This is a genomic window from Agrobacterium bohemicum (assembly GCF_002896715.1).
Taxonomy (GTDB): domain Bacteria; phylum Pseudomonadota; class Alphaproteobacteria; order Rhizobiales; family Rhizobiaceae; genus Agrobacterium; species Agrobacterium bohemicum.
In genome coordinates, this window is sequence record NZ_PGEL01000016.1 from 116,787 (window position 1) to 140,016 (window position 23,230).

Annotated in this window: 25 protein-coding genes; 14 read left to right on the forward strand and 11 right to left on the reverse strand. The window is 55.4% G+C overall.

Features of this window, described 5'->3' with window-relative positions; all coding sequences use genetic code 11:
- Nucleotides 1–46: 46 nt before the first annotated feature.
- Nucleotides 47–1,522 carry an NAD(P)H-hydrate dehydratase gene (locus CUC55_RS02355; RefSeq protein WP_103086861.1) on the forward strand — a complete coding sequence of 492 codons (1,476 nt, stop codon included), beginning with the start codon at nucleotides 47–49 and terminating at the stop codon, nucleotides 1,520–1,522.
- On the opposite strand, the gene CUC55_RS02360 is transcribed toward CUC55_RS02355, so the two are convergent.
- Nucleotides 1,519–2,571 (reverse strand): GlxA family transcriptional regulator, encoded by a 1,053-nt coding sequence (locus CUC55_RS02360; protein WP_425352711.1) that lies wholly within the window; start codon nucleotides 2,569–2,571, stop codon nucleotides 1,519–1,521. The two genes, CUC55_RS02355 and CUC55_RS02360, sit on opposite strands and share 4 nt — an antisense overlap.
- 376 nt (nucleotides 2,572–2,947) lie before the next feature.
- Here CUC55_RS02360 and CUC55_RS02365 point away from each other — a divergent pair, with 376 nt between their 5' ends.
- On the forward strand, nucleotides 2,948–3,376 hold the full coding sequence (locus CUC55_RS02365) for a response regulator (RefSeq protein WP_067652670.1): 429 nt from the start codon (nucleotides 2,948–2,950) through the stop codon (nucleotides 3,374–3,376).
- A 51-nt stretch (nucleotides 3,377–3,427) separates the two neighbouring features.
- Here CUC55_RS02365 and glgX read toward each other — a convergent pair whose 3' ends face one another.
- Both glgX and CUC55_RS02375 read right to left on the reverse strand, forming a co-directional pair.
- Complete coding sequence (glgX, locus tag CUC55_RS02370) at nucleotides 3,428–5,503, reverse strand: glycogen debranching protein GlgX (RefSeq protein WP_103086862.1); 2,076 nt, start codon at nucleotides 5,501–5,503, stop codon at nucleotides 3,428–3,430.
- Nucleotides 5,504–5,626: 123 nt separating this feature from the next.
- Complete coding sequence (locus tag CUC55_RS02375) at nucleotides 5,627–5,842, reverse strand: hypothetical protein (protein ID WP_157940896.1); 216 nt, start codon at nucleotides 5,840–5,842, stop codon at nucleotides 5,627–5,629.
- A 218-nt stretch (nucleotides 5,843–6,060) separates the two neighbouring features.
- Between CUC55_RS02375 and CUC55_RS02380 the strand changes: the two genes are divergently transcribed.
- The 3 genes from CUC55_RS02380 to CUC55_RS02390 all read left to right on the forward strand — a co-directional run bounded on the left by CUC55_RS02380 (nucleotide 6,061) and on the right by CUC55_RS02390 (nucleotide 8,174).
- Nucleotides 6,061–6,957 (forward strand): LysR family transcriptional regulator, encoded by an 897-nt coding sequence (locus CUC55_RS02380; protein WP_067652674.1) that lies wholly within the window; start codon nucleotides 6,061–6,063, stop codon nucleotides 6,955–6,957.
- Between the two features lie 117 nt (nucleotides 6,958–7,074).
- Nucleotides 7,075–7,236 (forward strand): entericidin domain-containing protein, encoded by a 162-nt coding sequence (locus CUC55_RS02385; RefSeq protein WP_067652676.1) that lies wholly within the window; start codon nucleotides 7,075–7,077, stop codon nucleotides 7,234–7,236.
- Nucleotides 7,237–7,421: 185 nt separating this feature from the next.
- Complete coding sequence (locus CUC55_RS02390; RefSeq protein ID WP_103086864.1) at nucleotides 7,422–8,174, forward strand: phosphodiester glycosidase family protein; 753 nt, start codon at nucleotides 7,422–7,424, stop codon at nucleotides 8,172–8,174.
- Between the two features lie 7 nt (nucleotides 8,175–8,181).
- Here CUC55_RS02390 and CUC55_RS02395 read toward each other — a convergent pair whose 3' ends face one another.
- A complete protein-coding gene (locus tag CUC55_RS02395; RefSeq protein WP_067652682.1) occupies nucleotides 8,182–8,535 on the reverse strand; it encodes a hypothetical protein in 354 nt (117 codons plus the stop codon).
- A gap of 667 nt (nucleotides 8,536–9,202) precedes the next feature.
- On the opposite strand from CUC55_RS02395, the gene CUC55_RS02400 reads away from it, so the two are divergent.
- The gene (locus CUC55_RS02400) at nucleotides 9,203–10,606 is read left to right on the forward strand and encodes an L-serine ammonia-lyase (RefSeq protein ID WP_103086865.1); all 1,404 of its coding nucleotides are present in this window, start codon (nucleotides 9,203–9,205) and stop codon (nucleotides 10,604–10,606) included.
- 55 nt (nucleotides 10,607–10,661) lie between these two features.
- Complete coding sequence (locus CUC55_RS02405; RefSeq protein ID WP_067652822.1) at nucleotides 10,662–11,096, forward strand: DUF1489 family protein; 435 nt, start codon at nucleotides 10,662–10,664, stop codon at nucleotides 11,094–11,096.
- 170 nt (nucleotides 11,097–11,266) lie between these two features.
- Here CUC55_RS02405 and CUC55_RS02410 read toward each other — a convergent pair whose 3' ends face one another.
- The 3 genes from CUC55_RS02410 to CUC55_RS02420 form a co-directional block, all read right to left on the reverse strand.
- Nucleotides 11,267–11,878 carry a transglutaminase-like cysteine peptidase gene (locus tag CUC55_RS02410; RefSeq protein ID WP_103086866.1) on the reverse strand — a complete coding sequence of 204 codons (612 nt, stop codon included), beginning with the start codon at nucleotides 11,876–11,878 and terminating at the stop codon, nucleotides 11,267–11,269.
- 565 nt (nucleotides 11,879–12,443) lie between these two features.
- Nucleotides 12,444–13,058 (reverse strand): PilZ domain-containing protein, encoded by a 615-nt coding sequence (locus tag CUC55_RS02415; protein ID WP_103086867.1) that lies wholly within the window; start codon nucleotides 13,056–13,058, stop codon nucleotides 12,444–12,446.
- Between the two features lie 92 nt (nucleotides 13,059–13,150).
- Nucleotides 13,151–13,708: a PAS domain-containing protein gene (locus tag CUC55_RS02420; RefSeq protein WP_103086868.1), complete on the reverse strand. Its 558-nt coding sequence runs from the start codon at nucleotides 13,706–13,708 to the stop codon at nucleotides 13,151–13,153.
- 231 nt (nucleotides 13,709–13,939) lie between these two features.
- On the opposite strand from CUC55_RS02420, the gene CUC55_RS02425 reads away from it, so the two are divergent.
- Both CUC55_RS02425 and CUC55_RS02430 read left to right on the forward strand, forming a co-directional pair.
- Nucleotides 13,940–14,689: a rhomboid family intramembrane serine protease gene (locus CUC55_RS02425; RefSeq protein ID WP_103086869.1), complete on the forward strand. Its 750-nt coding sequence runs from the start codon at nucleotides 13,940–13,942 to the stop codon at nucleotides 14,687–14,689.
- Nucleotides 14,690–14,845: 156 nt separating this feature from the next.
- Nucleotides 14,846–15,280, forward strand: a complete 435-nt coding sequence (locus tag CUC55_RS02430; protein WP_067652699.1) for a CBS domain-containing protein — start codon at nucleotides 14,846–14,848, stop codon at nucleotides 15,278–15,280.
- Between the two features lie 11 nt (nucleotides 15,281–15,291).
- Here the strand turns inward: CUC55_RS02430 and CUC55_RS02435 are convergent, their stop codons facing one another.
- From CUC55_RS02435 to folE, 3 genes are all read right to left on the reverse strand, one after another.
- Nucleotides 15,292–16,245: a patatin-like phospholipase family protein gene (locus CUC55_RS02435; RefSeq protein WP_103086870.1), complete on the reverse strand. Its 954-nt coding sequence runs from the start codon at nucleotides 16,243–16,245 to the stop codon at nucleotides 15,292–15,294.
- 90 nt (nucleotides 16,246–16,335) lie between these two features.
- On the reverse strand, nucleotides 16,336–16,809 hold the full coding sequence (gene hisI / locus CUC55_RS02440) for a phosphoribosyl-AMP cyclohydrolase (RefSeq protein ID WP_103086903.1): 474 nt from the start codon (nucleotides 16,807–16,809) through the stop codon (nucleotides 16,336–16,338).
- 127 nt (nucleotides 16,810–16,936) lie between these two features.
- Nucleotides 16,937–17,563 carry a GTP cyclohydrolase I FolE gene (folE, locus tag CUC55_RS02445; RefSeq protein WP_067652703.1) on the reverse strand — a complete coding sequence of 209 codons (627 nt, stop codon included), beginning with the start codon at nucleotides 17,561–17,563 and terminating at the stop codon, nucleotides 16,937–16,939.
- Between the two features lie 258 nt (nucleotides 17,564–17,821).
- On the opposite strand from folE, the gene CUC55_RS02450 reads away from it, so the two are divergent.
- From CUC55_RS02450 to thrS, 3 genes are all read left to right on the forward strand, one after another.
- Nucleotides 17,822–18,262, forward strand: a complete 441-nt coding sequence (locus tag CUC55_RS02450) for an iron-sulfur cluster assembly scaffold protein (RefSeq protein ID WP_067652826.1) — start codon at nucleotides 17,822–17,824, stop codon at nucleotides 18,260–18,262.
- Nucleotides 18,263–18,265: 3 nt separating this feature from the next.
- Nucleotides 18,266–18,616, forward strand: a complete 351-nt coding sequence (gene yidD / locus CUC55_RS02455; RefSeq protein WP_067652705.1) for a membrane protein insertion efficiency factor YidD — start codon at nucleotides 18,266–18,268, stop codon at nucleotides 18,614–18,616.
- A 122-nt stretch (nucleotides 18,617–18,738) separates the two neighbouring features.
- The gene (thrS, locus tag CUC55_RS02460; RefSeq protein WP_103086871.1) at nucleotides 18,739–20,751 is read left to right on the forward strand and encodes a threonine--tRNA ligase; all 2,013 of its coding nucleotides are present in this window, start codon (nucleotides 18,739–18,741) and stop codon (nucleotides 20,749–20,751) included.
- A 146-nt stretch (nucleotides 20,752–20,897) separates the two neighbouring features.
- On the opposite strand, the gene CUC55_RS02465 is transcribed toward thrS, so the two are convergent.
- Complete coding sequence (locus CUC55_RS02465) at nucleotides 20,898–21,878, reverse strand: hypothetical protein (protein WP_103086904.1); 981 nt, start codon at nucleotides 21,876–21,878, stop codon at nucleotides 20,898–20,900.
- Nucleotides 21,879–21,987: 109 nt separating this feature from the next.
- Here CUC55_RS02465 and CUC55_RS02470 point away from each other — a divergent pair, with 109 nt between their 5' ends.
- A complete protein-coding gene (locus CUC55_RS02470) occupies nucleotides 21,988–22,569 on the forward strand; it encodes a nitroreductase family protein (RefSeq protein WP_067652709.1) in 582 nt (193 codons plus the stop codon).
- A complete protein-coding gene (locus CUC55_RS02475; RefSeq protein WP_103086872.1) occupies nucleotides 22,569–23,177 on the forward strand; it encodes a flavin reductase family protein in 609 nt (202 codons plus the stop codon). Before CUC55_RS02470 ends, CUC55_RS02475 begins: the two co-directional genes overlap by 1 nt.
- Nucleotides 23,178–23,230 lie beyond the last annotated feature (53 nt).

The window sequence follows — 23,230 nt, forward strand, 5'->3', positions numbered from 1 at the left end:
TTTTGCGTCGATTGCCTTTTGTAAGATTTTGCGCTGAATTGCCTTCATGACATTCACCACCAGACACGCTTTGATTGACCCTATCGCGATGAATCGCATCGACACTGCTGCAGAAAAAAGCGGCATTTCCATCGCGTCGCTGATGGAGCGAGCGGGACAGGCGGTTGCCGCATCCGCGCTCAAACATTATCCACAGGCCATCCGTTATGTTGCCCTTTGTGGCATCGGCAAAAATGGCGGTGACGGGTTCGTGGCGGCGCGGGCTTTGTTGGAGAGCAGTGCCGATGTTGCCGTTTACGTGTTTGGCGATGTGGCAAAGCTGAAAGGCGTCGCAAAGCAGGCTTTCGACGCGTTGGAGATATCCTCGGAGCCGCTTGATCACTACCGTCCACAAGCTGGCGACGTGGTGATCGACGCCATTTTCGGCGCGGGCCTGTCTCGCGATGTCCCTGATGGTGTGGACGCCGTGATCGACAGAGTCGAGACCGCCGGCATTCCCGTTATCGCCATCGATCTGCCGTCCGGGCTTTGCGGACGGCGCGGTGTTCCGCTCGGGCGCGCATTTCATTCACAGGTTACCGTGACATTCATGGCGCGCAAGCCGGGTCATGTTTTGATGCCGGGCCGCACGCTCTGCGGCTCAGTCGAAGTTTTCGATATCGGCATTCCGCATCGAATTCTGAGAGAGTATTGCGGGTTGATCGTTGAAAATCATCCTGCCCAATGGATGGATGCCTTCTCCAAACGCGACGAAGACACCCACAAGTTCAAGCGGGGACACCTGACGGTGTTTTCCGGCCCCTCTCATGCAACAGGCGCGGCGCGGATGGCGGCGATTGCAGGTTTTCGCGCCGGTGCAGGTATCGTTACGATCGCAGCGCCGCATGAGGCAATACCAGTCCTTTCAACAACGCTCACGGCCGTCATGGTATCGGCCATGGACAGCGAAGAGCAGTTGTTAGCTTGGCGAGATGATAAGCGGCACGGCACATATGTTCTCGGTCCGGGCTTCGGTGATGTCGAAAAGGCGCGTGGTTTCGTTTCACTTTTGAAAGACAAAGCTCTCGTACTGGATGCCGATGGTATCACCGCATTTAGGGATCGGCCGCAGCAGCTTTTCGATCTGTTTGCCAGCGATGCTCCACGCATTCTCACGCCACATGAGGGCGAATTTGGTCGTTTGTTTCCAGAAATCGCGGCAGATTCGAACCTCAGCAAAGTCGAAAAAGCGCAGGCCGCTGCGGCGCTCAGCAACGCCGTCATCGTTTATAAGGGTGCAGATACGGTGATAGCTGCGCCTGATGGACGCGCGGCGGTGAACGCCAATGCTCCGTCGTACCTCGCCACTGCCGGTTCAGGGGATGTGCTGGCAGGCATTGCGGGTGGTTTTCTGGCGCAGCACGTTCCAGCCTTTGAAGCGGCCGCTGCCGCTGTATGGCTGCATGGGNAAATCGCGCGGGAACTTGGGCCTGGAATGACCGCCGAAGATCTGGCTGCGGCGGTTCGTCCTTTTCAACCTTAATGGACGGGCTTTCCCTGGCTGGGGACGGCAGCGGCCATGCGTGATGCGCTCATCACCAGTTTGCGCTCCGCACGTTCCTGTTGCGGAGTGCGATTGTAGATTTCGCGATAACACTTCGAGAAGTGCGAAGCTGAAACGAAACCGCATGCAACGGCCACTTCCACCACGGGCATGGCGGATTGCACCAGCAAATGACGCGCCCGGTCCAGCCGGATTTCCAGATAGTAACGGGCAGGAGAGCGCCCCATCTCCTGACGGAAAAGCCGCTCCACCTGTCGGCGTGAAAGGTCCGCGTCATCTGCGATGTCGAGCAGGGACAGCGGTTCGGATAGATTGCTTTCCATCAGTTCGATGATTGAGAGAACCTTGTCGTTCTGCACGCCAAGACGGGCGCGCAGCGGCAGGCGCTGTCGGTCCTGCGGGTTACGCACCCGGTCCGTCAGTTGCTGTTCGCACACACGGTTGACGAGGTTTTCACCGAAATCCTGGCCAATCAGATTGAGCATCATGTCCAGGGAGGCGGTGCCTCCGGCGCAGGTGTAGATGTTGCCATCGACCTCGTAGAGGTCGGCATAGACTTCGACCTGCGGGAAGGCTTCGGAAAAGCCCGGCAGGTTTTCCCAATGGATCGCACAGCGCTTGCCATTCAGCAGGCCTGCCTGGGCCAGCACATGTGCGCCCGTACAGAGGCTGCCGACGGCAATGCCGCGATTGTTGGCCTCACGCAGCCAGGCATTGACCGACTTGTTGCTGTATTGCTCGATGTCGATACCGGAACAGATCAGCACCATGCTGGGTCGGTTCTCACCGCTGACATATTTTCGCTCATCCGCGAGAGACGTACTGGCGTCCAGTGCGATGCCGTTGGAAGAGGCGACCTTCTGGCCATCGACGGATGCGAGCCGCCATTCGTAAGCGGGATAGCCCAGCATTCGGTTAGCAATTCGAAGCGTTTCTACCGCAGCCGCGAAGGGCAGCATAGTGAACTGCGGAACCATNAAAAAAACAACGAGACGCTTCTTAGGAGGAGTTTTGCTCACGGCGACCATGCTCCATTGCGGAAACACAATTCCTTGCTTGGAAATGTTCCGCTGTATATCTCATTTACGACGGTTTCGGAGCAAGATACGACGTTGATGTTCTGCTGTCAAAGAAACGTGAGCGTGCGCTGCTTTTGATATACGTCAATTCAGTTGCGGCTAAACAAGGTCGCATCTATGAGCTAAAACTGATGTTTTGCATTTTATTAATATTGTTTTCAATTTTTAAGCGCAGCCTCTGAGCGATATTGCCGATTGCGCGTTCTGTTGACGTAACGGAAGAGGCGGACATCTTGATATCGCCGCTCCTTCATTCGTTTCGGAAACGCGGTTCGTGCAAGCGGGATGCGTTTCCTGTCCGGTGCCTTTAAGCGGAGTATTGCGTATGCATGAAGCTGGCCTGACCGTACTGGTCGTAGAAGACGAACCGATCATCAGATTTGCGCTGACGGATGCTCTGGAAGAAGCGGGTTATACCGTTCTGGAAGCGTCGAACGTGTTGGAGGCGGTCGCCATCATCGGCAAGGTGCCACATATTTCCGCCGTTATAACCGACATCGATATGCCAGGCGGGTTGTCTGGCCTAGATCTGATCCGCATGCTCGAAACATGTCAGGAGCATATTCCAGTCATCGTCACTTCCGGGGGACATGCGCCAGACGCGCTGGATTTGCCGGATGACGTCCGCTTCTTCAGCAAACCCTACCACTTCGACGATATCTTCTTTGCTCTTCGCGCTGCCATTTCCAGCAAAGCAAAAACAAGGAAAAAGCGCAGCATCCTCGTAGCGGGAATGCAGTTCAGCCAGCCTTGAAACGCNAAAAACGCCGGAGTTTCCTCCGGCGTTTTTTGTTTTGATGCTGTCTCAAGCGGCGCGCAGCAAGACGAGGCTGCGGCCTTCGGCGGTGTAGATTTCCCCGTTGGCAATATTGTTGGTGGTTGCCTGCGGGTCTGCGGTCGTCAGTTCCGTCATCCAGCCATGGTCGGCGTCAGGCAGTTTGAACTCGACGGCACCGTCATATGGATTGAACAGGATCAAGACGTCTTGCCACTCCTCTGCGTCATCCTGTTTGTCACGCGTCAGGCGCAGGCCGAGCGACGTGCTGCCAAGATCCTCCCACTGTTCCTTAGTCTGTTCGCCGCCGCCTGGGTTGAGCCATGTTGCGTGTGTGCCGTCACGCCAGTTCTCACGTCTGAGGATCGAATGCGCCTGACGCAACTCGATCAGCCTGGTGGTGAAGGCTCGCAACGTTTCCGCGCTGTCGGGCAAGTTTTCCCAATGAACCCAACTCAGATCGCTGTCCTGGCAATAGCCGTTGTTGTTGCCCATCTGGCTGCGGCCGAACTCATCGCCTGCCAGCAGCATCGGCGTGCCATGTGAAAGCAATAGAGTAGCAAGGAAATTGCGCTTCTGACGATCGCGTACGGCGTTGATATTGTCGTCGTCGGTCGGGCCTTCGACACCATAGTTGAAACTACGGTTGTCACCGTGGCCGTCCTTGTTGTCCTCGCCGTTCGCATCGTTATGCTTCTCATTGTAGGAGACGAGGTCGTTCAGGGTGAAGCCGTCATGCGCGGTAATAAAGTTCACGCTCGACCATGGTCGGCGGCCGCGGAGATCGTAAACATCGCCGGAACCCAACACACGAGCGGCGAAATCACCGGCAGTGCCGTCCTCGTCCTTCCAGTATTCGCGCACCGTATCGCGGTACTTGTCGTTCCATTCCGCCCAACCGGGAGGAAAGCCGCCGACCTGATAACCGCCGGGTCCGATGTCCCATNGCTCGCCAACCAGTTTCAACTTGGAAAGAACAGGGTCCTGACCGACAGCATCGAAAAAGCCGCTACGCTGATCGAAGCCTTCCGGCTCACGGCCAAGAATAGTGCCGAGATCGAAGCGGAAGCCATCAATATGCATATCCTCGGCCCAGTACCGTAGAGAGTCCGTCACCAGTTGAAGGACACGCGGGTGGGAGGTGTTGACCGTATTACCGGTGCCGGTGTCGTTTATGTAATAACGCGGCTTGTCCGGCATGGTGCGGTAATAGGAGAAGTTGTCGATACCCTTGAACGAAAGGGTTGGTCCAAGCTCGTTGCCTTCAGCGGTGTGGTTATAGACCACGTCGAGAATGACCTCGATACCGCCATCATGGAAGGCCCGCACCATATCGCGGAAGCCAGCCATGCCCTTGGGACCATAATAGCGTGATGCGGGAGAGAAGAAGCCGAGCGAGTTATAACCCCAGAAGTTCTTCAGGCCNTTTTCCAGCAGGTGCGAATCGTCTGGGAAAGAATGGATCGGCAGAAGTTCGACGGAGGTTACGCCGAGGCTCTTGATGTAATCCACGATGTCCTTGTGGCCGAGACCCTCATAGGTGCCACGCAAACTCTCTGGCACGGATGGGTGCAGCTTGGTGAAGCCCTTGACGTGAGTCTCGTAGAAAATCGTCTTGGACCACGAAACGTCAGGCTTTTTGTCGTTGCCCCAATCATAGTCGTTGGGATCGATAACACGGCACTTCGGCATCTTGGCGGCGCTGTCGCTCTCATCGAAGGAGAGGTCTTTGTCTTCGGCGTCCAGCTTGTAGCCGAACTGTTCGGTTCCCCATTCAATGTCTCCAACAAGTTCGCGTGCGTAGGGGTCGACCAGCAATTTGTTGGGATTGAAGCGGTGACCGTTCTCCGGGTCGTAGGGGCCGTGAACGCGATATCCATAGAGCGCACCGGGTTTCAGGCCGGGAATATAGCCATGCCAGATTTCATTGGTGAACTCCGGCAACGTTATACGCTCAATCTCGTTCTTTCCGCTATCGTCAAAGAGGCACAGTTCGACCCGTTCCGCATGGGCACTGAAAATTGCNAAATTAACGCCGTCATCGTCGAAATTCGCACCGAGACGGGTGAAGTCGCCGGGTAAAATGCTGGAACCGAACTGGGCCATGGATATCCTCGTGCTTGATTGGGGCAGGGGGAAATGTGGTGGCAGGGTATTTGTTCCGCAGTGCNAAAAAATGGCTCGCCAAGATCAGATCTCGCGAGCCATACTTCCTATAGGATGCAGCGATCAGTTCTTTTCGATACGCATGCGCTTGTTGTCGCTTGATGGCCATCCAATATCCTTCAATGTGTCCGTGGGTAAGGCTTCAAGGGCGCGCAGAGACTGTCTCTTACGCCATGACAAAAGTGCATCATTGCCAAGTCTTGCGAGCCAGGATGGCCATTGCAGGAGATGAAGCCGTGACCGAAGCGGCCTTTGGCTGAACTGGGTTATCGTGGTCATTTCGAACTCCTTCATGTTCCACGTTTTGTTTCAGACAAAATGGATATGCGCTCGGATTGATCATCAATCAAATAAATGAATTTAATGCATTCAATCGAAATCGGTGATGTTTCATGCGCACTCATTCGGTGTCTGTCTGGAAATAATGAGAGATCGTTGACATTCAATCAAACGAAATGATATCGATCTATTGATCAGAAAAATTGAAGGCATGTCTCATGACAGTTTCTTTCCGCCAGCCGCTGCCTTTGTTGGACAACGACATCCTGCGAACCTTTGTCGCGATTGCCGAGACCGGCAACTTCTCCACCGCTGCCGAGGTGGTGTTTCGAACGCCATCGGCAGTTTCCATGCAGATCAAGAAGCTTGAGGAGCAGTTGAAGACGACGCTCTTCCTGCGTGATGCGCGCTCTGTGACACTGACGGCGCATGGCGAGACCCTGCTTACCTATGCGCGGCGAATGATCGCGCTCTCCAATGAAGCGGTAGCGCGGTTCGTTATGCCGGAACTTTCCGGTGTCGTACGTCTCGGAGCACCGGAGGATATTGGTGAACGTGGTTTGCTGCCCGGTATCCTCAAGCGATTTGCCGAGGTTTTTCCCGCCATCATGGTTGATGTCACCATCGATAACAGTTCGCAGCTCTACAAGCGCATGGATGAAGGGCGGCTTGATCTGGCGCTCGTCAACTGTGCGTCCTTGCCGCTGCGCGACACTGGCGAAGTGCTGATGCGGGAACGACTTGTCTGGGCGGGTGCGAAATGCGGCACCGCGCATTTGCGGGATCCCTTGCCGATCTCCATCTGGGAAGATGGCTGCATCTGGCGCTCCGAAGCGATCAATTCGCTGGAAAAACAAAATCGTCGTTTTCGTGTGGCGTATCTCAGTGGGCATACAATGGCGCAAAAAGCGGCGATCGAGGCTGATCTCGCCATTGCTCCGCTGCCGCGATCCTATGTGCAGAACGGCATGGTCATTTTGAGTGAAAAGGACGGCTTGCCGGAGCTTGGTTGTTTCGACATTCGGCTTATTTTGGCGGACAAGCCAACTCGTCCGGTTCAGGCCGTGGCAGACAGCATTCGCAATGCCTTCAGGGATGTCGCGCAGGCTTTGTAATCGCGCCATATTANTTTTTTGGTGCGATGCGGAACCGGTTTTAATCTTCTGCGTTTTCTGCGCGCTATTTAGATGATCGCTTGCGCTGAGTGCGCGGGCATTAAGGGGAGTTTCAATATGTCCACACGTTTCTTCGCAGCCACCGCCGCTGTTCTTATCGCCCTAGTTTCCCTGAGCTCTTGCGGTAACACGATCCGCGGCGTTGGCAAGGATGTGGCAGGCACTGTGAATGGCACACAGGATGCCGGACGAAGCGTCGATCGTGCAGCGCGCCGTTAAGCGCTGAAACTAAACGTTTTCAAAATTTGCNAAAAGCCGGCGATATACTCGTCGGCNTTTTTATGGTCGCCACATTTTTAGAGCCATTTTTCTGAAACCAGTGATCCGGTCCTCTAAGGCCTTATTCTCGTCTTCCTCCAGCGATTTACATTTTTGAAAAATAGATCGATTCGCCACGAGGCACGATGCGCAAGCTGATTAGATACCTGCTACCGTTTTTAGTCTCGACAAGCGCGAGTGCAGCGGGACTGCCAGATTTCTGTCAGGCTATGGAGCATATGGGCGGGCGCTACACGGTTTGCAGCTTCGATCCGGCGAAGAGCAATATCCGGCTTTATCAGTGGAATCACGTTAGCGGGAAGCCATACGGTTCGTTCGAAGCTCTGTCTTCTGCGCTCTGGAGGCAGCACAGCTTCGTGACCTTTGCCATGAATGGCGGCATGTACCACCGGGATTTGTCTCCCGTCGGTCTTCATATCGAAAACGGTGTCGAGACCAATGCCATCAGCACCGGTGGCGGCTNGGGCAATTTCCATATGCAGCCCAATGGCGTCTTCTTCATGGAGGGCNAAAAAGCGGGCGTGCTGGAAACCAGCGCCTATCTCAATGCCAACATGAAGCCGGANTTTGCCACGCAGTCCGGCCCGATGCTGGTCATTGATGGAAAGCTTCATCCGAGATTTCTGCCGGAAAGCGATAGTTTGAACACCCGCAACGGCGTTGGCGTTTCGGGCGATGGTATCGTGCATTTCGCAATTTCGGAAAATGCCGTTCGTTTCTACGATTTCGCTACGCTGTTCCGCGATCGGCTGCATACACAAAACGCGCTTTATCTCGATGGCAGCATTTCCAGCGTCGATATACCCGCCGCCAAGCGGCGGGACTGGTGGCACCCCATGGGGCCGATCATCGCTGTGGTCGATAGGGTGCCTGATTAAGTCGACGTTAGATCGGTGCCTTCGGGTAGGCCTTTTCCAATCCACCTGATTTCGTCAGTCCCGCCCGAAACGCGGCGAAAGCTGCGTGCTGGCTACTTTTAGAGACTTCGTGAAGGCGGATCTGGACGCGGGCAGGTGCATTATTGCCGAACCATTCGCCACATTTTTCAAGCTTGAGGGCGTTGAGGAACCGCGCCTGCGATTGCTGGTCCAGAAACAGGTGCAGGCCTTGCAGCAGATTTTCTTCCTGCAGCGCATTTTCCAACAGCAGCTTCAGCCAAGCCTGATCTTCTTCAGTCATGGTGGCAATTTTCGACGCGACCGTTTCGCGGTCAGGAAAAGATGAAGGCGTGGCCTGCATGATGTGTCACCGTTTATGGGAGTTTACGTTCGTCCAATATGCACGATGCCGGATAATCCAGTTGCTGAGTGTGTTCAATATGACTGACAATCTATCCGTCCAAAACGCTGCCCTTGCGGTGGTTTATACACACCTGGCTGCTTCATGATGAACAAATTCATCCCGTCTTTACACTTTGGTCCNAAATGAGACGCATGTGAGGGCTGCCCTGTTTCGAAATGGGCATGTAAGTCGTTGTTTTTTATTATACCTATGCAGTGAGTGAATGGCAGGTGGGCAAATACGCCTTGCTTTAGCCGTTTTTTGCAATTGCGTTTGTCACAAGTTTTTAATAAATGGTCACCCACTGGCCGACGCATGAACGGCCCGAGAGTAACACGCTGGAGTAATCATGGACGAAACCGCACAGAAATCCTGCTGGGCCGTAACATTTCGCGCACTTGCAGGNTTTGCCGCTTTTCTCGCATTGACCTACGTTTTTGGTAGCCCGTAAAAATCTCTCTTTGAANTTTCAGATATTGCAGCACGGTTTTTCCCAGAAACCGTGCTGTTTTCGTTTGTAACGCCCGCATGTCGCAGTCGATGTAGTCCATGCCTATTTTGACATGGCGGNTTTTTCCGGTTCGGCTAGACTGGTCCAATACGTCTATACATAGGGCAGGCAGATATGTTTCTTTCGGTTTTCGATGTGTTCAAGATCGGTATTGGTCCTTCCAGTTCGCATACGATGGGACCGATGTCGGCTGCCAACCGGTTTCTCGAGACAATTCTGTCGGACGATTGGCCGAGGCCATCAGGCGCCGTCGTGGCATCCATCAATGTCAGTCTGCACGGCTCTCTTGCCNTTACCGGCATTGGGCACGGCTCTGGTCGCGCGGTGGTGCTGGGGCTGAACGGGGAGCGGCCCGATCTGGTCGATCCTGATGCGATGGATCGCATCGTTGCCGATGTCGAAACAACCGGCCGGGTTTCGCCGCCAGGTCATCCACCTTATGTTTTTCGACCTGCTGAAGATCTGATCTTCGACAAGAAGAACCCGCTGCCTGGCCATGCCAATGGCATGACTTTTTCGGCCTTTGACAAGCAGGGCCGGATGCTGCTCACACGCATCTATTATTCGGTCGGTGGCGGTTTCGTGGTAACGGACACCGAGCTTGAGGCGATGCGCCAGCGCGGTAAAACCGTCGATAACGGACCGAAGGTTCCCTATCCCTTTGCCAATGCCAATCAGATGCTTGAGATGGCTGAACGTTCAGGCCGCACGATCGCCCAAATGAAACGCGCCAATGAAGAGACGGTCATCACCCGTCAGGAACTGGACGAGCGGCTTGACCAGATATGGGAAGCGATGAACGGCTGCATTGAGCGCGGTCTCAAAGGCGAAGGCATCATGCCCGGCGGTCTCAATGTCAAACGTCGTGCACGCTCCATCCATGACAAGCTGAATGCCGAATGGCGCAGCAACCGGCTCAATCCGCTTCTGGCGAATGATTGGCTCAGCGTCTACGCCATGGCGGTCAATGAAGAGAATGCCTCCGGCGGTCGCGTGGTGACGGCCCCCACCAATGGGGCAGCAGGCGTGGTGCCGGCGACTGTTCGCTACTTCCGCCATTTTCATGACGATGCGACAGTTGACGACGTCAGAGACTTCTTACTGACGGCTGCGGCCATCGGCGGCATCATCAAGCATAATGCTTCTATTTCCGGCGCAGAGGTCGGCTGTCAGGGGGAGGTTGGGTCGGCAGCGGCCATGGCGGCTGCGGGTTTGGCGGCGGTCATGGGCGGTTCTCCCGCTCAAATCGAGAATGCCGCTGAAATTGCGCTCGAACACCACCTCGGCATGACGTGCGATCCCATTGCGGGTCTGGTTCAGGTGCCGTGCATCGAGCGCAACGCGCTTGGCGCGGTCAAGGCTGTAACGGCTGCATCGCTTGCGCTGAAAGGGAACGGCGAGCATTTCGTGCCCTTGGATGCCTGCATCGAAACTATGCGCCAGACCGGCAACGACATGAGTGAGAAATACAAGGAAACCTCCACAGGCGGCCTTGCCGTTAATGTGGTGGAATGCTGAATATCACAACTTATCAATGCTTGACGCAAGAGCCGAAACCGCCTTGATAGGCCGCATGTCTCTAAATCTTATCAAGCTTTGCGTTGGCGCTGACTCCATCGAGGATTTGCGGGAGTGGGTTTCCCGACGCGCCCTCACGGCGATTGCAGCGGGTCTGGAACCGCATAGCGTCCACACCACTCGCATGTTTCCAAAACGCGCAGAAGAGTTGCTGGATGGCGGCTCGCTCTATTGGGTCATCAAGGGCCAGGTGCAGGCGCGTCAAACGCTTCTTGATGTTCGCTCGTTCAAGGGGGAAGACGGTATCAGCCGTTGCGACCTGGTGCTTGGGCCGGAGGTAATCGAAACCTCGCCTGCGCCCAAACGTCCCTTTCAGGGCTGGCGCTACCTGAAGACGGAGGAAGCCCCGCGCGATCTTGGCGGATCTGGGATGTCCGACGATCTGCCGTCCGATCTGCGTCGCGAACTGGCTGAACTGGGCTTGCTCTAAAGCGCGTCGCGTAAAAGTGTACAGCGATTTTGCGAAAACGACATTCGTAAAAAAAGNAAAAAAGAGCCGGTCCGGGGCAACGGAACCGGCTCCAGGCGCGGTTTGGTCCAACGGGGTGAACTGACCGGCCATAAGCATGCGTTGAGAATGGGCTACTTATCCAATCTCACTTATTGATTGATACCGGCCACTGCGTTCACAGCGCGACCATCCTGTATCTTGACCCAGCGGCCCGGATTGGCGGCGTCCTGACGTTTCAGGTAGGTATATTCCGTCTCGGACCAGTCCATGACCTTGTTGCGCAGGTTATCGAGAATGAAGTCGCCACGGTCTGTCCGGACTGTGAGAACCGCGTGGCCCGAGCCATTCGGCTGAAGAACGACAGTGATCAGCAGGTCGGATGGTGAGATGCCCTTGTTCATCAGCATTTTGCGCTTCAGCAGAACGTAATCCTCGCAATCGCCGACTGTCGTCGGGTAGGCCCAGCGTTCTTCAACGCCGTAAATTTCCATATCTGTCATTGGTGTGATCGTGGTGTTGACCGTGTAGTTCACGTCCAGGATCATCTTCCAGNTTTCTTCCGTCAGTCTCAGCGGGCCTCTGTCGGCAGAAGTCGGCTGGCACTCGCTCTGATATGTCTGGCAGAATTCATAGTGACCAATCGGCGGGTTGGCCTTGCCCATGATGCGCATTGCTGCGGCTGGCGATGCTTCTGCTTGTCCCGCAAATGCACCGGCGATCAATGTTGCGATCAAAAATCCGAAACGGCTGANTTTTTTCATTTCTTGTCTCCCCGTTGTGAGGAGAAGAATGCCAGCGATATTTTGACCGCGCGCAAATAACGGCGCTCAAATTCGATGTTAAATTTAGGAAAAACAGCGCTTTATTTAAACTAGTTTTGATCTGTATTTGAGGAAAATTTGATTAGAATTTTATCGTTTCGATTAGAAATTTCAATCTTAATTTCCTCTAAGTTATTGTAAAAGTTGTGTTTATGGAGCATACTGGTTAATGGCTCTATGCCAATTTGAGGGGTGGTGGCACGTTTAAACTATTCTTTGACTATACTTCGTCGCCCCTATATGTGATTTCTATGCGTCAAAATCAATCAACGGATGTANTTTTCCACCTTTGATTGCCTTATTTGTGCCGTTTCGAAGCTATTTTTTCTGCTANTTTCCGAAAATATTTTCATTTTCCCACAATGGCACAGGTTGTTTGCGGGTTTTCGTATGCTGATTCAGGAAAGAACTGTGCATGAGCCTTGGTCTGAGGCCAGTTGAAGGCACNAAAAAAACCGGCTAACGCTTGGCGCTGCCGGCTATATTGAGCGAAAATTTTGGAGTGTCAGAGAAACTCGATCAGCGCATCGCGTGACTGGACGGAATCGAATTCGATGGCGACACCTTCCATGAAATGGCGAACGATGCGGCCAGCCATGTTGCCAAGGCGCACATTCGTGCCCATCGCCGGGCGGACATCGATCTCGACAGCGGCGCCTGAAAGCGAAAGGTCGATGATGCGGCATTGGGTCATATTGCCATCGCTCAGCATGAGATCGGCAATCGGGTTGCGCGGTGTCAGTCGGTCATGGCGGCGATCTTCCGGCAGGCCGAGAGCCTGACGTTTGGCGACCCACGCCAATTGCGCGGCCAGTTTCTCACGCTTGCGTTCGGTCGCCATGATGGCAATGGTGAAGCCATCGGCCGTCAGCGCTTTGACGATGCCTTCGATACGCCCGATATGCTGGAGATAGGCAATGATGCGATCACCANTTCTGGGGCGAACGAAACATGTGATGCGAGCCGTCTCGGCGGTCATTTCATTTGCGGTGCAATCATATTCTTCCTGAGAAGGCACCATCAACCGGCCCGACAGGCCAACGGAAACGACCTCGACAGAGTTCGGCTCCGAAGAGACACGAGCAGCGTAAGCGACAGTGGTTGACCGAGATGAGAACATGAGTGGCACATGAAGAGGAATGATCTCTCTCATGTACAATGGTCAAGTTAACAGACCGTTCTTTGGTCAGCGACGAATACTCGCATTTATTCTCAACNAAAAACGGATCGGTGGAGTGAAGCGCAAGATTCCGTTTGGTTGAACAGCCCGTAAGACGTCGGCGTTTCCAGCAGCCTGCTTCGGATCAGTTCGAGCGGTTGGAAGGGTTGGCCGAAATCCGCGAGCGGCGGGTCGGATACGAGAGCCCCAAGCAGGCGTGAAGGGAAATGCTCCTCGGCCTCCAGCGGCAAGAGCAGCATTTCGAACTCCTGGCTCGTGTGGCCGCTCACGCTTTCTGCGTAGAGGTCGAAAATAACAGGTCGTTCGTGTTGGAGCACGCCATTGGCAATGCGACATGCTTCAAGGGCCGCATCTGGTTGCCACATCTCTGAAAAGGGCGTGTTACGCAATTCGCGGGAGAAAAGATTGTAAAGGCGCGTACCGGTCAGGCGAAAGATCGGTGCGTCATCGCCAAGATCGGTCAGCACGAAAAGGTCGGGCAGTGCTTGACGAATTTGCGAAGGATCGATCTCACCGCGCAAAGGTGCGGGTCGATCACCTCTTATGTCGTTCCAATAGGAGTAAATCTCCCGGCTTGCATTCGTCTTCATGACATGGTCTCCGTCCCGCAGGGCACCTGTTCCAATTCGAAACAGATGCCGCGTTCATTTGCGGTGCTGAAGATGTCCTTGCGATTTTCATGCCACGCGCTCGGTCATCACAATTCCTGGAGGCTTCATTGGTTGCAGCTGTGACGTTTCGTCGGAGCTTCTTTTTCCGGTAGCGTTACTATATTGCTCGCAAGAGAACATGCGGAACGCGACGGTAAGGAAAATCGGCCAATGACGGACAACCAGGGTGAGATACCACAGGCGAATGATGCAGCGCCGCCGGAGGTCCGTCGGAAAACGCCGGTTTTCAACCTGCCTGGCGCGCTCGTGGCCGTTATCTGCCTGTTAGTCGCGGTCCATGTCATCTCGACTTACGTGCTGTCCGATGAAGGCTATGGCTGGTTTATCTTCACCTTCGGCTTCATCCCTTTGCGCTATGCCACGCCCTTGTCGCAGCAGGGAATGGAATGGCTCTGGACGCCTGTCACCTATTCATTTTTACATNGGGGCATAGAGCATATCCNTTTCAACGGGTTATGGCTGATGGCGTTTGGCGCACCTGTTCTGCGCCGGATCGGCACATTGCGTTTCACTTTGCTCTGGTGTGTGTCTGCCGCTGTTGCGGCCTTCGGGCACGCATTCCTCCATTGGGGGGATGCCACCGTGCTGATCGGTGCATCCGGTGTGGTGTCGGCGCTGATGGGAGCGGCGTGCCGTTTCGTGTTTCCAGCGCATGGCGGGGGCTACCATCCGGCCATCGGACACCTGCTGCCGAGGCAAAGTATTCTTCAATCCCTGTCCAATCGCACCGTCCTCATCTTCACTCTGATGTGGTTGTTCGGCAATCTGCTCATTGCTTTCGGCATTCCGCTTATGGGGGATGTCGGTGGCGAGGTTGCCTGGGACGCCCATATTTTTGGTTTCCTGCTCGGTTTCCTGTTCTTCGGCCTGTTTGATCGCNAAATCGTCATTCGCGGCTGAGAATTTGCGGTCGTCTTAATCGATTGAAGCTTTTCAGCCCACGGAAATTCATTGCTTTCCATAATCTCGTGGCGCACCATCAGCGTGTAAATGAACCATCTGCGTGGTGGAGGAGACCTTCCGCGTGGTGTGGAGATCAGCCGGACAGGAGGAAATATGGCGATATTTGTGAAAGAACTGCTCGACCTCAAAGGACGTGAGGTCGTGACGGTCAGGCCGGATTTGTCGCTCGGAGACGCCGCGATCACCCTGCATGAGCATCGTATCGGTGCTGTCGTCGTCACCGATGAAGCCGGTGCCATTCTTGGCATCTTCACAGAACGCGACATGGTCAAGGCCATCGCCGCCCATGCGTCCGCAGCTTTGCAAACCAAGGTTTCGGATGTCATGACGCAGAACGTCACCCGCTGTCATGAGGGATCAAGCACTGATGATCTCATGGAACTCATGACCGGCGGTCGTTTTCGGCATTTGCCGGTGGAGGCGGATGGCCGGTTGGTTGGCATCATCTCTATCGGTGACGTCGTTAAGGCACGCATCAGCGAAATCGAGGCCGAAGCGGAGCATATCAAGGCGTATATTGCCGGATAGGCGACCTCACGTCAGGTCTGAAAAACCTGCTGCATGCGCTGTAGCTCCGGTATTCTGGAGCGCGTTTCCTCGTATCCGCGCTCTATCGATTCGGCGGCGCGGTGAAACTCTGACAGCCCAATATGGTTGATGCGCGGATGCAACGTCAGGTCCGGCGGGTCGCCCGCCAGCTTGGCACGCGAAATTCTGTCCTGAATAATGTTGAAGGCCTGCACCATGACGCCGGGCAACCCAATGCGCGATGACGGATCGGTTGGTGCCTTGACCGTGGTTTCCTGGTTGCAAGCACCCGCGCTGTGTTTGACAACGGCAGAACGGCCAAAAATATCGTAGTTGAGGTTCACCGCCACCACCAATGTCTGTTCGTAGGCACGGCAGACGGAAACGGGAACCGGGTTGACCAGGGCGCCATCTATCAGGGTTCTGCCATTGCAGCGAACCGGCTCGAAAATGCCGGGTAGTGCGTAGGAAGCGCGAAGGGCCGTGATCAGATCGCCCTGATGCACCCATACTTCATGGCCGTTTTTAAGCTCTGTCGCGACTGCGATGAAAGGGTGTTCGAGATCTTCGATGTTGAGGCCGACGAGGTGTTCCTGCATGCGTTTGGTGAGCCGCATGCCACCAAACAAGCCGCCGCCGCCAATCGTCAGGTCCAGCAGGCCCGCGATACGGCGCATCGTGAGAGACCGTGCAAATTCCTCGAGTTCGTCCAGTTTGCCTGCGAGATAGCATCCACCGACCAAAGCGCCGATGGAAGTACCTGCGATCATGCCGANTTTGACGCCAGCCTCATCGAGTGCCCGCNAAACGCCGATATGGGCCCATCCGCGTGCCGCACCACCACCGAGTGCAAGTGCGATACGGTTGGCAGGAATTCGAGGTACCGGGGCAGGTGCTTGCTGCTCGATCTTTTCCAAACTCGCCGTTGCCGCCGGATTTTCCCGATTCAGTCCCCAACCCAACATCTCTGTCCACTCCCAAGCAGATGCACGAAGCGCCATTCTAACGCGCAAATCCTATAATATTCGTAGCAAAAGGGGACAGGACGAAAAAGATCAGTCNTTTGTGGGGAGATTTCCGGGCAAACCATAGGTTTTTGCTGGGTCGAAGTGCCTGATATCGTCCGTAATCGTCGTCACCGCCCTGTCGCCGTCCAGAGTGACGGTGCGATNAAAGCAGGAGCGTCGGCCCGTGTGGCAAGTCGCATCGTGGCCAGCCACGGAGACTTTCAGCCAAACAGCGTCCTGATCGCAATCCGTGCGGATTTCCTGCACTGTCTGGAGATTGCCTGACGTCTCGCCCTTTTTCCAAATCTTGTCGCGAGAGCGGCTGTAATAATGTGCAATGCCGGTTTCGAGTGTCAACGACAGAGCTTGCGCATTCATATGCGCCACCATCAACAATTCGCCGTCCTTCACATCCGTGACCACTGCGGTGACGAGGCCATGTGCATCGAACTTGGGCGAGAACGAACCAGCCGATTCGAGTGTTTCCTTATCCGCAGGGGCGGGGGGAAATGTGGACGACATGGAAACCTCCATTGCAGCAATGTTCCGAAAGCTTAAATAGCTTTCGAGCATTCAGATTCATGAGTAGACTTGGAGCATTGGAGGCGAGGCGGNTTTCCGCCATCGCTCTTTAGACATGGTGCTGGAATCAGCGGCTGTAGACCATGGTCATGAACCGTGCCTGCTGGGCAGGTTCTGTTTTGAACGTGCCGGTGAAACTGGTCGTCAGTGTCGTTGAACCCTGCTTGCGAACACCGCGCATGGACATGCACATATGTTCGGCATCGATCAGCACAGCTACGCCGCGTGGCTTCAATGTCGTTTCGATCGCGGTCGCAATCTGCGCCGTCATGGTTTCCTGCGTCTGCAAGCGGCGACCATAGATTTCAACGACACGTGCAATCTTGGACAGGCCCAGCACGCGGCCCGCTGGCAGGTACGCGACATGCGCCTTGCCGACGATGGGAACCATGTGGTGTTCGCAATGCGAATGGAACGGGATATCCCGCACCAGAATGATGTCGTCGTAACCGCCGACTTCCTCGAAGGTCGTGCCAAGCACGTCAGTGGCGTCAAGGTCATATCCGCTGAAGAGTTCGCGGTAGGATTTCGCGACGCGCTTCGGTGTGTCGAGCAGACCTTCGCGGTTGGGATTATCACCTGCCCAGCGTAACAGAACGCGCACGGCATCCTCGGCTTCAGCCTGGGTGGGACGCACACCGGCTGTGCCGTTTTGTGTGCCAGCACCGGGAAAATTCTTCACGATTGCATCCATCTCTTGGTCTCCCGGCGCGGTTCAAGGCCACACCTGAACGTAGGTTACGGTCTAATCACATAAGCCCGCGCCTGCTATCTGGTTGTTTTCAGGCAATTTGGCAAGTCTGTCGTCGTTTTTTCGGTGTTGGATGATTAATATCACCGCACCTTGATGACGTCGGTGTCCCATAACATATAATGATGACACCGCGCAGAACAGCCTTACAAGAGGTGACGCAGTGTTTGAAAAATCAATCCTGCGCGGATGGGCGATCAGATGGACGATATTTACAACAATCGCATCCTGGAATTCGCGGGCAATATTCCGCTGACGGGGGATATGCCGGATGCTGATGCCAGTGCGCAGAAGCACTCGAAACTGTGCGGCTCGAAGGTCAAGGTTTACATCAAGCTGACAGATGGCGTGGTGACGAATTTTTCCCATGAAGTGCGGGCTTGCGCCTTGGGGCAGGCTTCATCATCCATCATGGCCAGTCACGTCATTGGCGCCAGCAGTGCCGAAATCCAGCAGGCGCGCACGGATATGTTGTCGATGCTGACGTCAGGCGGCGAAGGCCCGGTTGGACGTTTCGAGGATATGCGCATCTTGAGGCCCGTTAAGGATTACAAAGCCCGTCACGCTTCCACGATGCTGACCTTTGACGCGATCTGCGACTGTCTCGACCAGATCGAGGCAGGTCAGCGCGTGTCGGCCTGAGACGTGTGCGAAAAATCAGACTGCGGGAACACGCGCAGGCACTCCCGCAATTGGTCCGGGCCTTTCAGGAAAACGCCGGGTCGTCTGCTTGGAATGGGCTTCATCCGCTTTTACCAGCTTGTGTTTTCCGGCTTCATCGGTAATTCCTGCCGCCACATCCCAACCTGCTCCGAATATGGTTATGAGGCCTTTGCCCGCCATGGCTTTTGGGCAGGTGGCTGGATGACACTGTTTCGCGTTGCGCGCTGCGGCCCGGGCGGTACCAGCGGGCTTGATCCGGTGGTGGAGAGTCTGGCTTCCCGGCAGAAGTGGTATTTGCCCTGGCGGTATTTCCGCCGTTCATCGCCAAGTTGAGCGAAGCGTCTTTACCCATCAAACGAACACGTTTAAAAAGCCGCCTCGACAGGTCATGAACGGCTTGTCGCTGCACATGAAACCACCCGCATTCGTTGGCGGGACTGGACAGGAGAATTATAATGTCTGAAGCCGTTTCCCTTACATTTCCCGATGGCTCCGTTCGCCAGTACCCGGTCNGCACGACGGGACGCGATGTTGCCGAATCCATTTCCAAGTCGCTTGCAAAGAAGGCCGTCGCGATTGCGCTGGATGGCACTGTGCGCGACCTTTCCGACAGCATAGTCGATGGCAAGATCGAGATCGTCACCCGTGATGACAGCAGAGCGCTTGAACTGATCCGCCACGACGCAGCCCATGTGATGGCAGAGGCCGTGCAGGAACTGTGGCCCGGCACGCAGGTGACGATCGGCCCCGTCATCGAAAACGGCTTCTACTACGACTTCGCCAAGAACGAGCCCTTCACGCCGGAAGATCTGCCGAAGATCGAAAAGAAGATGAAGGAAATCATCGGTCGCTCCAAGCCGTTTACACGCGAAATCTGGTCTCGTGAAAAGGCCAAGGAAGTCTTTTCCGCCAAGGGCGAGAACTACAAGATCGAGTTGATCGATGCCATTCCCGAAGGTCAGGACCTGAAAATTTACTATCAGGGCGACTGGTTCGACCTTTGCCGTGGCCCGCACATGGCCAATACGGGACAGATCGGCACGGCTTTCAAGTTGATGAAGGTTGCCGGTGCCTATTGGCGCGGCGATAGCAACAACCCGATGCTGACACGCATCTACGGCACCGCATGGGCCACGCAGGAAGAGCTGGATCAGTACCTCCACATTTTGGCCGAAGCTGAAAAGCGCGATCACCGTAAGCTGGGTCGCGAAATGGACCTGTTCCATTTCCAGGAAGAAGGCCCAGGCGTGGTTTTCTGGCACGGCAAGGGCTGGCGCATGTTCCAGACTTTGACGAGCTATATGCGCCGCAACCTCGAAGGCACCTATCAGGAAGTCAACGCGCCGCAGGTGCTGGATGCGTCCCTTTGGGAAACATCGGGTCACTGGGGTTGGTACCAGGAAAATATGTTCGCCGTGAAATCGGCCTACGCCTTCACCCATCCGAAGGACGAGGAAGCGGATAACCGCGTCTTCGCTTTGAAGCCGATGAACTGCCCCGGCCACGTTCAAATCTTCAAGCATGGGTTGAAGTCTTACCGCGAACTACCTGTCCGCCTTGCAGAATTCGGCAACGTCCATCGCTATGAAGCCTCCGGCGCGCTGCACGGTCTGATGCGCGTTCGCGGCTTCACGCAGGACGACGCGCACGTCTTCTGCACGGAAGAGCAGATGGCGGCGGAGTGCCTGCGCATCAACGATCTTATTCTGTCGGTCTACAAGGACTTCGGCTTCGAGGAAATCGTCGTCAAGCTGTCCACGCGCCCTGAAAAGCGCGTCGGTTCCGACGAGGTCTGGGATCGCGCCGAAAGCGTCATGACCGACGTTCTGAAATCTATCGAAGAAAAGTCCGAAGGCCGCATCAAGACCGACATTCTGCCGGGCGAGGGCGCGTTCTACGGTCCTAAGTTCGAGTACACGCTGAAAGACGCCATCGGTCGCGAATGGCAGTGCGGCACCACGCAGGTGGACTTCAACCTGCCGGAACGCTTCGGTGCCTTCTATATCGACCAAGCCTCTGAAAAGCGCCAGCCAGTGATGATCCACCGCGCCATCTGCGGCTCGATGGAGCGTTTCCTCGGTATTCTCATCGAGAACTTCGCCGGTCACATGCCGCTGTGGTTTGCACCGCAGCAGGTCGTCGTCGCCACGATCACCTCCGATGCTGACGATTACGGTCGTGAAGTCGCGGAAGCCCTTCGAGATGCCGGGCTGTCCGTCGAAACCGATTTCCGCAACGAGAAGATCAACTACAAGGTCCGCGAACACTCGGTCACAAAGGTCCCTGTCATCATCGTCTGCGGCAAAAAGGAAGCCGAAGAACGCACCGTCAACATCCGCCGCTTGGGCTCGCAGGCCCAGACATCCTACGCGCTGGACGAAGCGATTGCGAACCTCGTGGATGAAGCGACACCACCGGACGTGAAGCGCAAGCGTACGGCGAAAGCTGCTAAGGCGAAAGCCGCGTAAGCTGAGCCAAATACCCACTCTCCGTCGTCATCCTCGGGCTTGTCCCGAGGATCTGCCGCCGTTAAATTTGGGGTTATGTGGTTAGATCCTCGGTACAAGACCGAGGATGACGGCGGTGGAGGGCGGAGACTGAGACCGCCTAAAGCTTACTCAAAATCGCCTGTCGTCTCTTCCGGGGCCTGGTCCTTCATCAGCACTTCCACGTCTGAATCGCTACCGGCGGCCACTTTGAACGTGCGTTGGTAGACCTTGTCTTTGTTGCGAGCGATGGCGGTGTATTCGCCGTCGGCAAGCACCATGGTGGAGAAGGCGCTGACGCTTTCGTTGACGATGTCGCCGGAGCCGGTCAAAACCGACCATGCTGTGTCAGCAATGGCTTCGCCGCCGTGTTCGGATACGAGTTTAAGCGTTACCTGTGCGGCATGGTGCTGGAGCGTTGCTTCCGTCAGTTTGCCCGCTTCAACCTGAATATCAGCGCGCACGACGGCGTTGATGCCGCCATATTCGGATACGACATGGTAAGTCCCCGCATTAAGACGAATGACCGTGTTGGGCTTGACATCTGACATCACCAGGCGGCGCTCGCCGTCTTCCTGGGTATCTGAGGAATAGACCGAAAATTTGAGCTGGTTGGGGGAAATACGCTTGTCGGTTCCGGCCACGGCATTCAGGACGAAGCCGCCAGCATCAAGGATCAGCACCTGCTTTTCGATCTTGCCGCTGACGGGAATGTTGAGCTTCTTGGTCACGCCTGCGCGACCGAAGGACACGTTGACGAAATAGTCGCCGGGAGACAGGTGGAACTCGGCCGAGCCGCCATCGGAGCTTGCCAGCAACGGCAGCTTTCCATCCGGGCCGGGCATTGGGCTGAACACGCGCCAGGCAAGTCCCTCCATCATAGGCTGACCGTCATTGGTCAGCTTTGCTTCCATGACGATATCGCGCGATGTTGTTTTCTCGGTGTCAGGTGCGGAAGGTGCGGTGAAGGCATTCAGCTTCGGCATCTTCNGGGTGCCACCCAGTTGTTTGAAATCCTTGAAGGCATCTTGCGCAAACGCGACGTCATGCGGAAGCACGGCCGATACGAGCGCCGCGAAAAGGCCTGCCGCAATTTTGATGGACGTCATTTTACTCAACCGGATTGACTTCTTGTTTTTCTGGCACCACTTCAAGCCCAACGCGGTGGCGATTTCAAGGCCCATAATTTCATATGTACGAGAATGGAACGGTTCTGAGATGAAAGATAATATTACCCTCCTAGACTACCTGAAGGTTCGCCGTTCCACCCCGGCGTTGCAACTGGCAGAACCGGGGCCGGACCGGGCAGAACTTGAAGATATCCTGCGCCTGACCGTGCGTGTGCCAGACCATGGAAAGCTCTCACCGTGGCGCTTCATCGTTTACCGCGGCGATGAGCGCAAGCGGTTGGGGGAGGTGGCTTTGAAGCTGTCGCTTCAGAAAACACCAGACCTTGGTGCGGACCAGCAGGAGGTGGAGCGCACACGCTTTACCCGCGCGCCAGTTGTCATTGCAGTGGTCAGCACAGCAGCACCTCATGCCAAAATTCCCGAGTGGGAGCAGATCATGTCAGCGGGCGCTGTCTGCCTCAATATGTTGATGGCTGCCAATGCCCATGGATATGCGGCCAACTGGCTGTCGGAGTGGGTATCTTTCGATGAAGACATCTGGCCGGAACTTGGCGTAAAGTCTGGTGAAAAGATTGCCGGCTTTATCCACATCGGTTCCACGACATTCCCGCCCATCGAGCGTCCGCGTCCCGAACTTGCCGATGTCGTAACATGGGTGGGTGGTGACTGATGTTCTACACCACCGATACNAATCGTCACGGCCTGTCTCACGACCCGTTCAAGGCCATCGTTTCGCCGCGCCCCATTGGCTGGATCGGATCGAAGGGCCGTGATGGCTCTCTCAACCTAGCGCCATATTCGTTCTTCAACGCGGTATCAGATACGCCGAAGTTGATCATGTTCTCCTCCAGCGGCCATAAGCACAGCGTGCGTAATGTCGAGGAAAGCGGTGTCTTTACCGCGAATCTCGTCAGCCGCCACCTCGTAGATCAGATGAACGCATCGTCTGCTGCCGTGGACTACGGAGTGAATGAATTCGAGATCGCCGGGCTCACGCCAAAGCCGGGTAAGGTGGTTGATGCGCCATATGTTGCCGAAGCCTTTGCCGCGCTGGAGTGCAGGGTGACGCAAATCCTTCGTCCGGTCGATGTCGAAGGCACCGAGGCCAACACGTGGGTCGTTTTCGGACAGGTCGTGGGCATCCATATCGATGAAACCGTGATCGACAATGGCCGGATAGACATGGGTCGCGCACGCCCGGTGGCCCGCATGGGCTATATGGATTATTGCGATGGCGGCGCCGACGNTTTCCAACTCGTGCGACCGGGAACACGTTGATCTCGCTTATGTCCATCAGGTTAATTTGTATGGTGAACCAAACGTAAACCTTT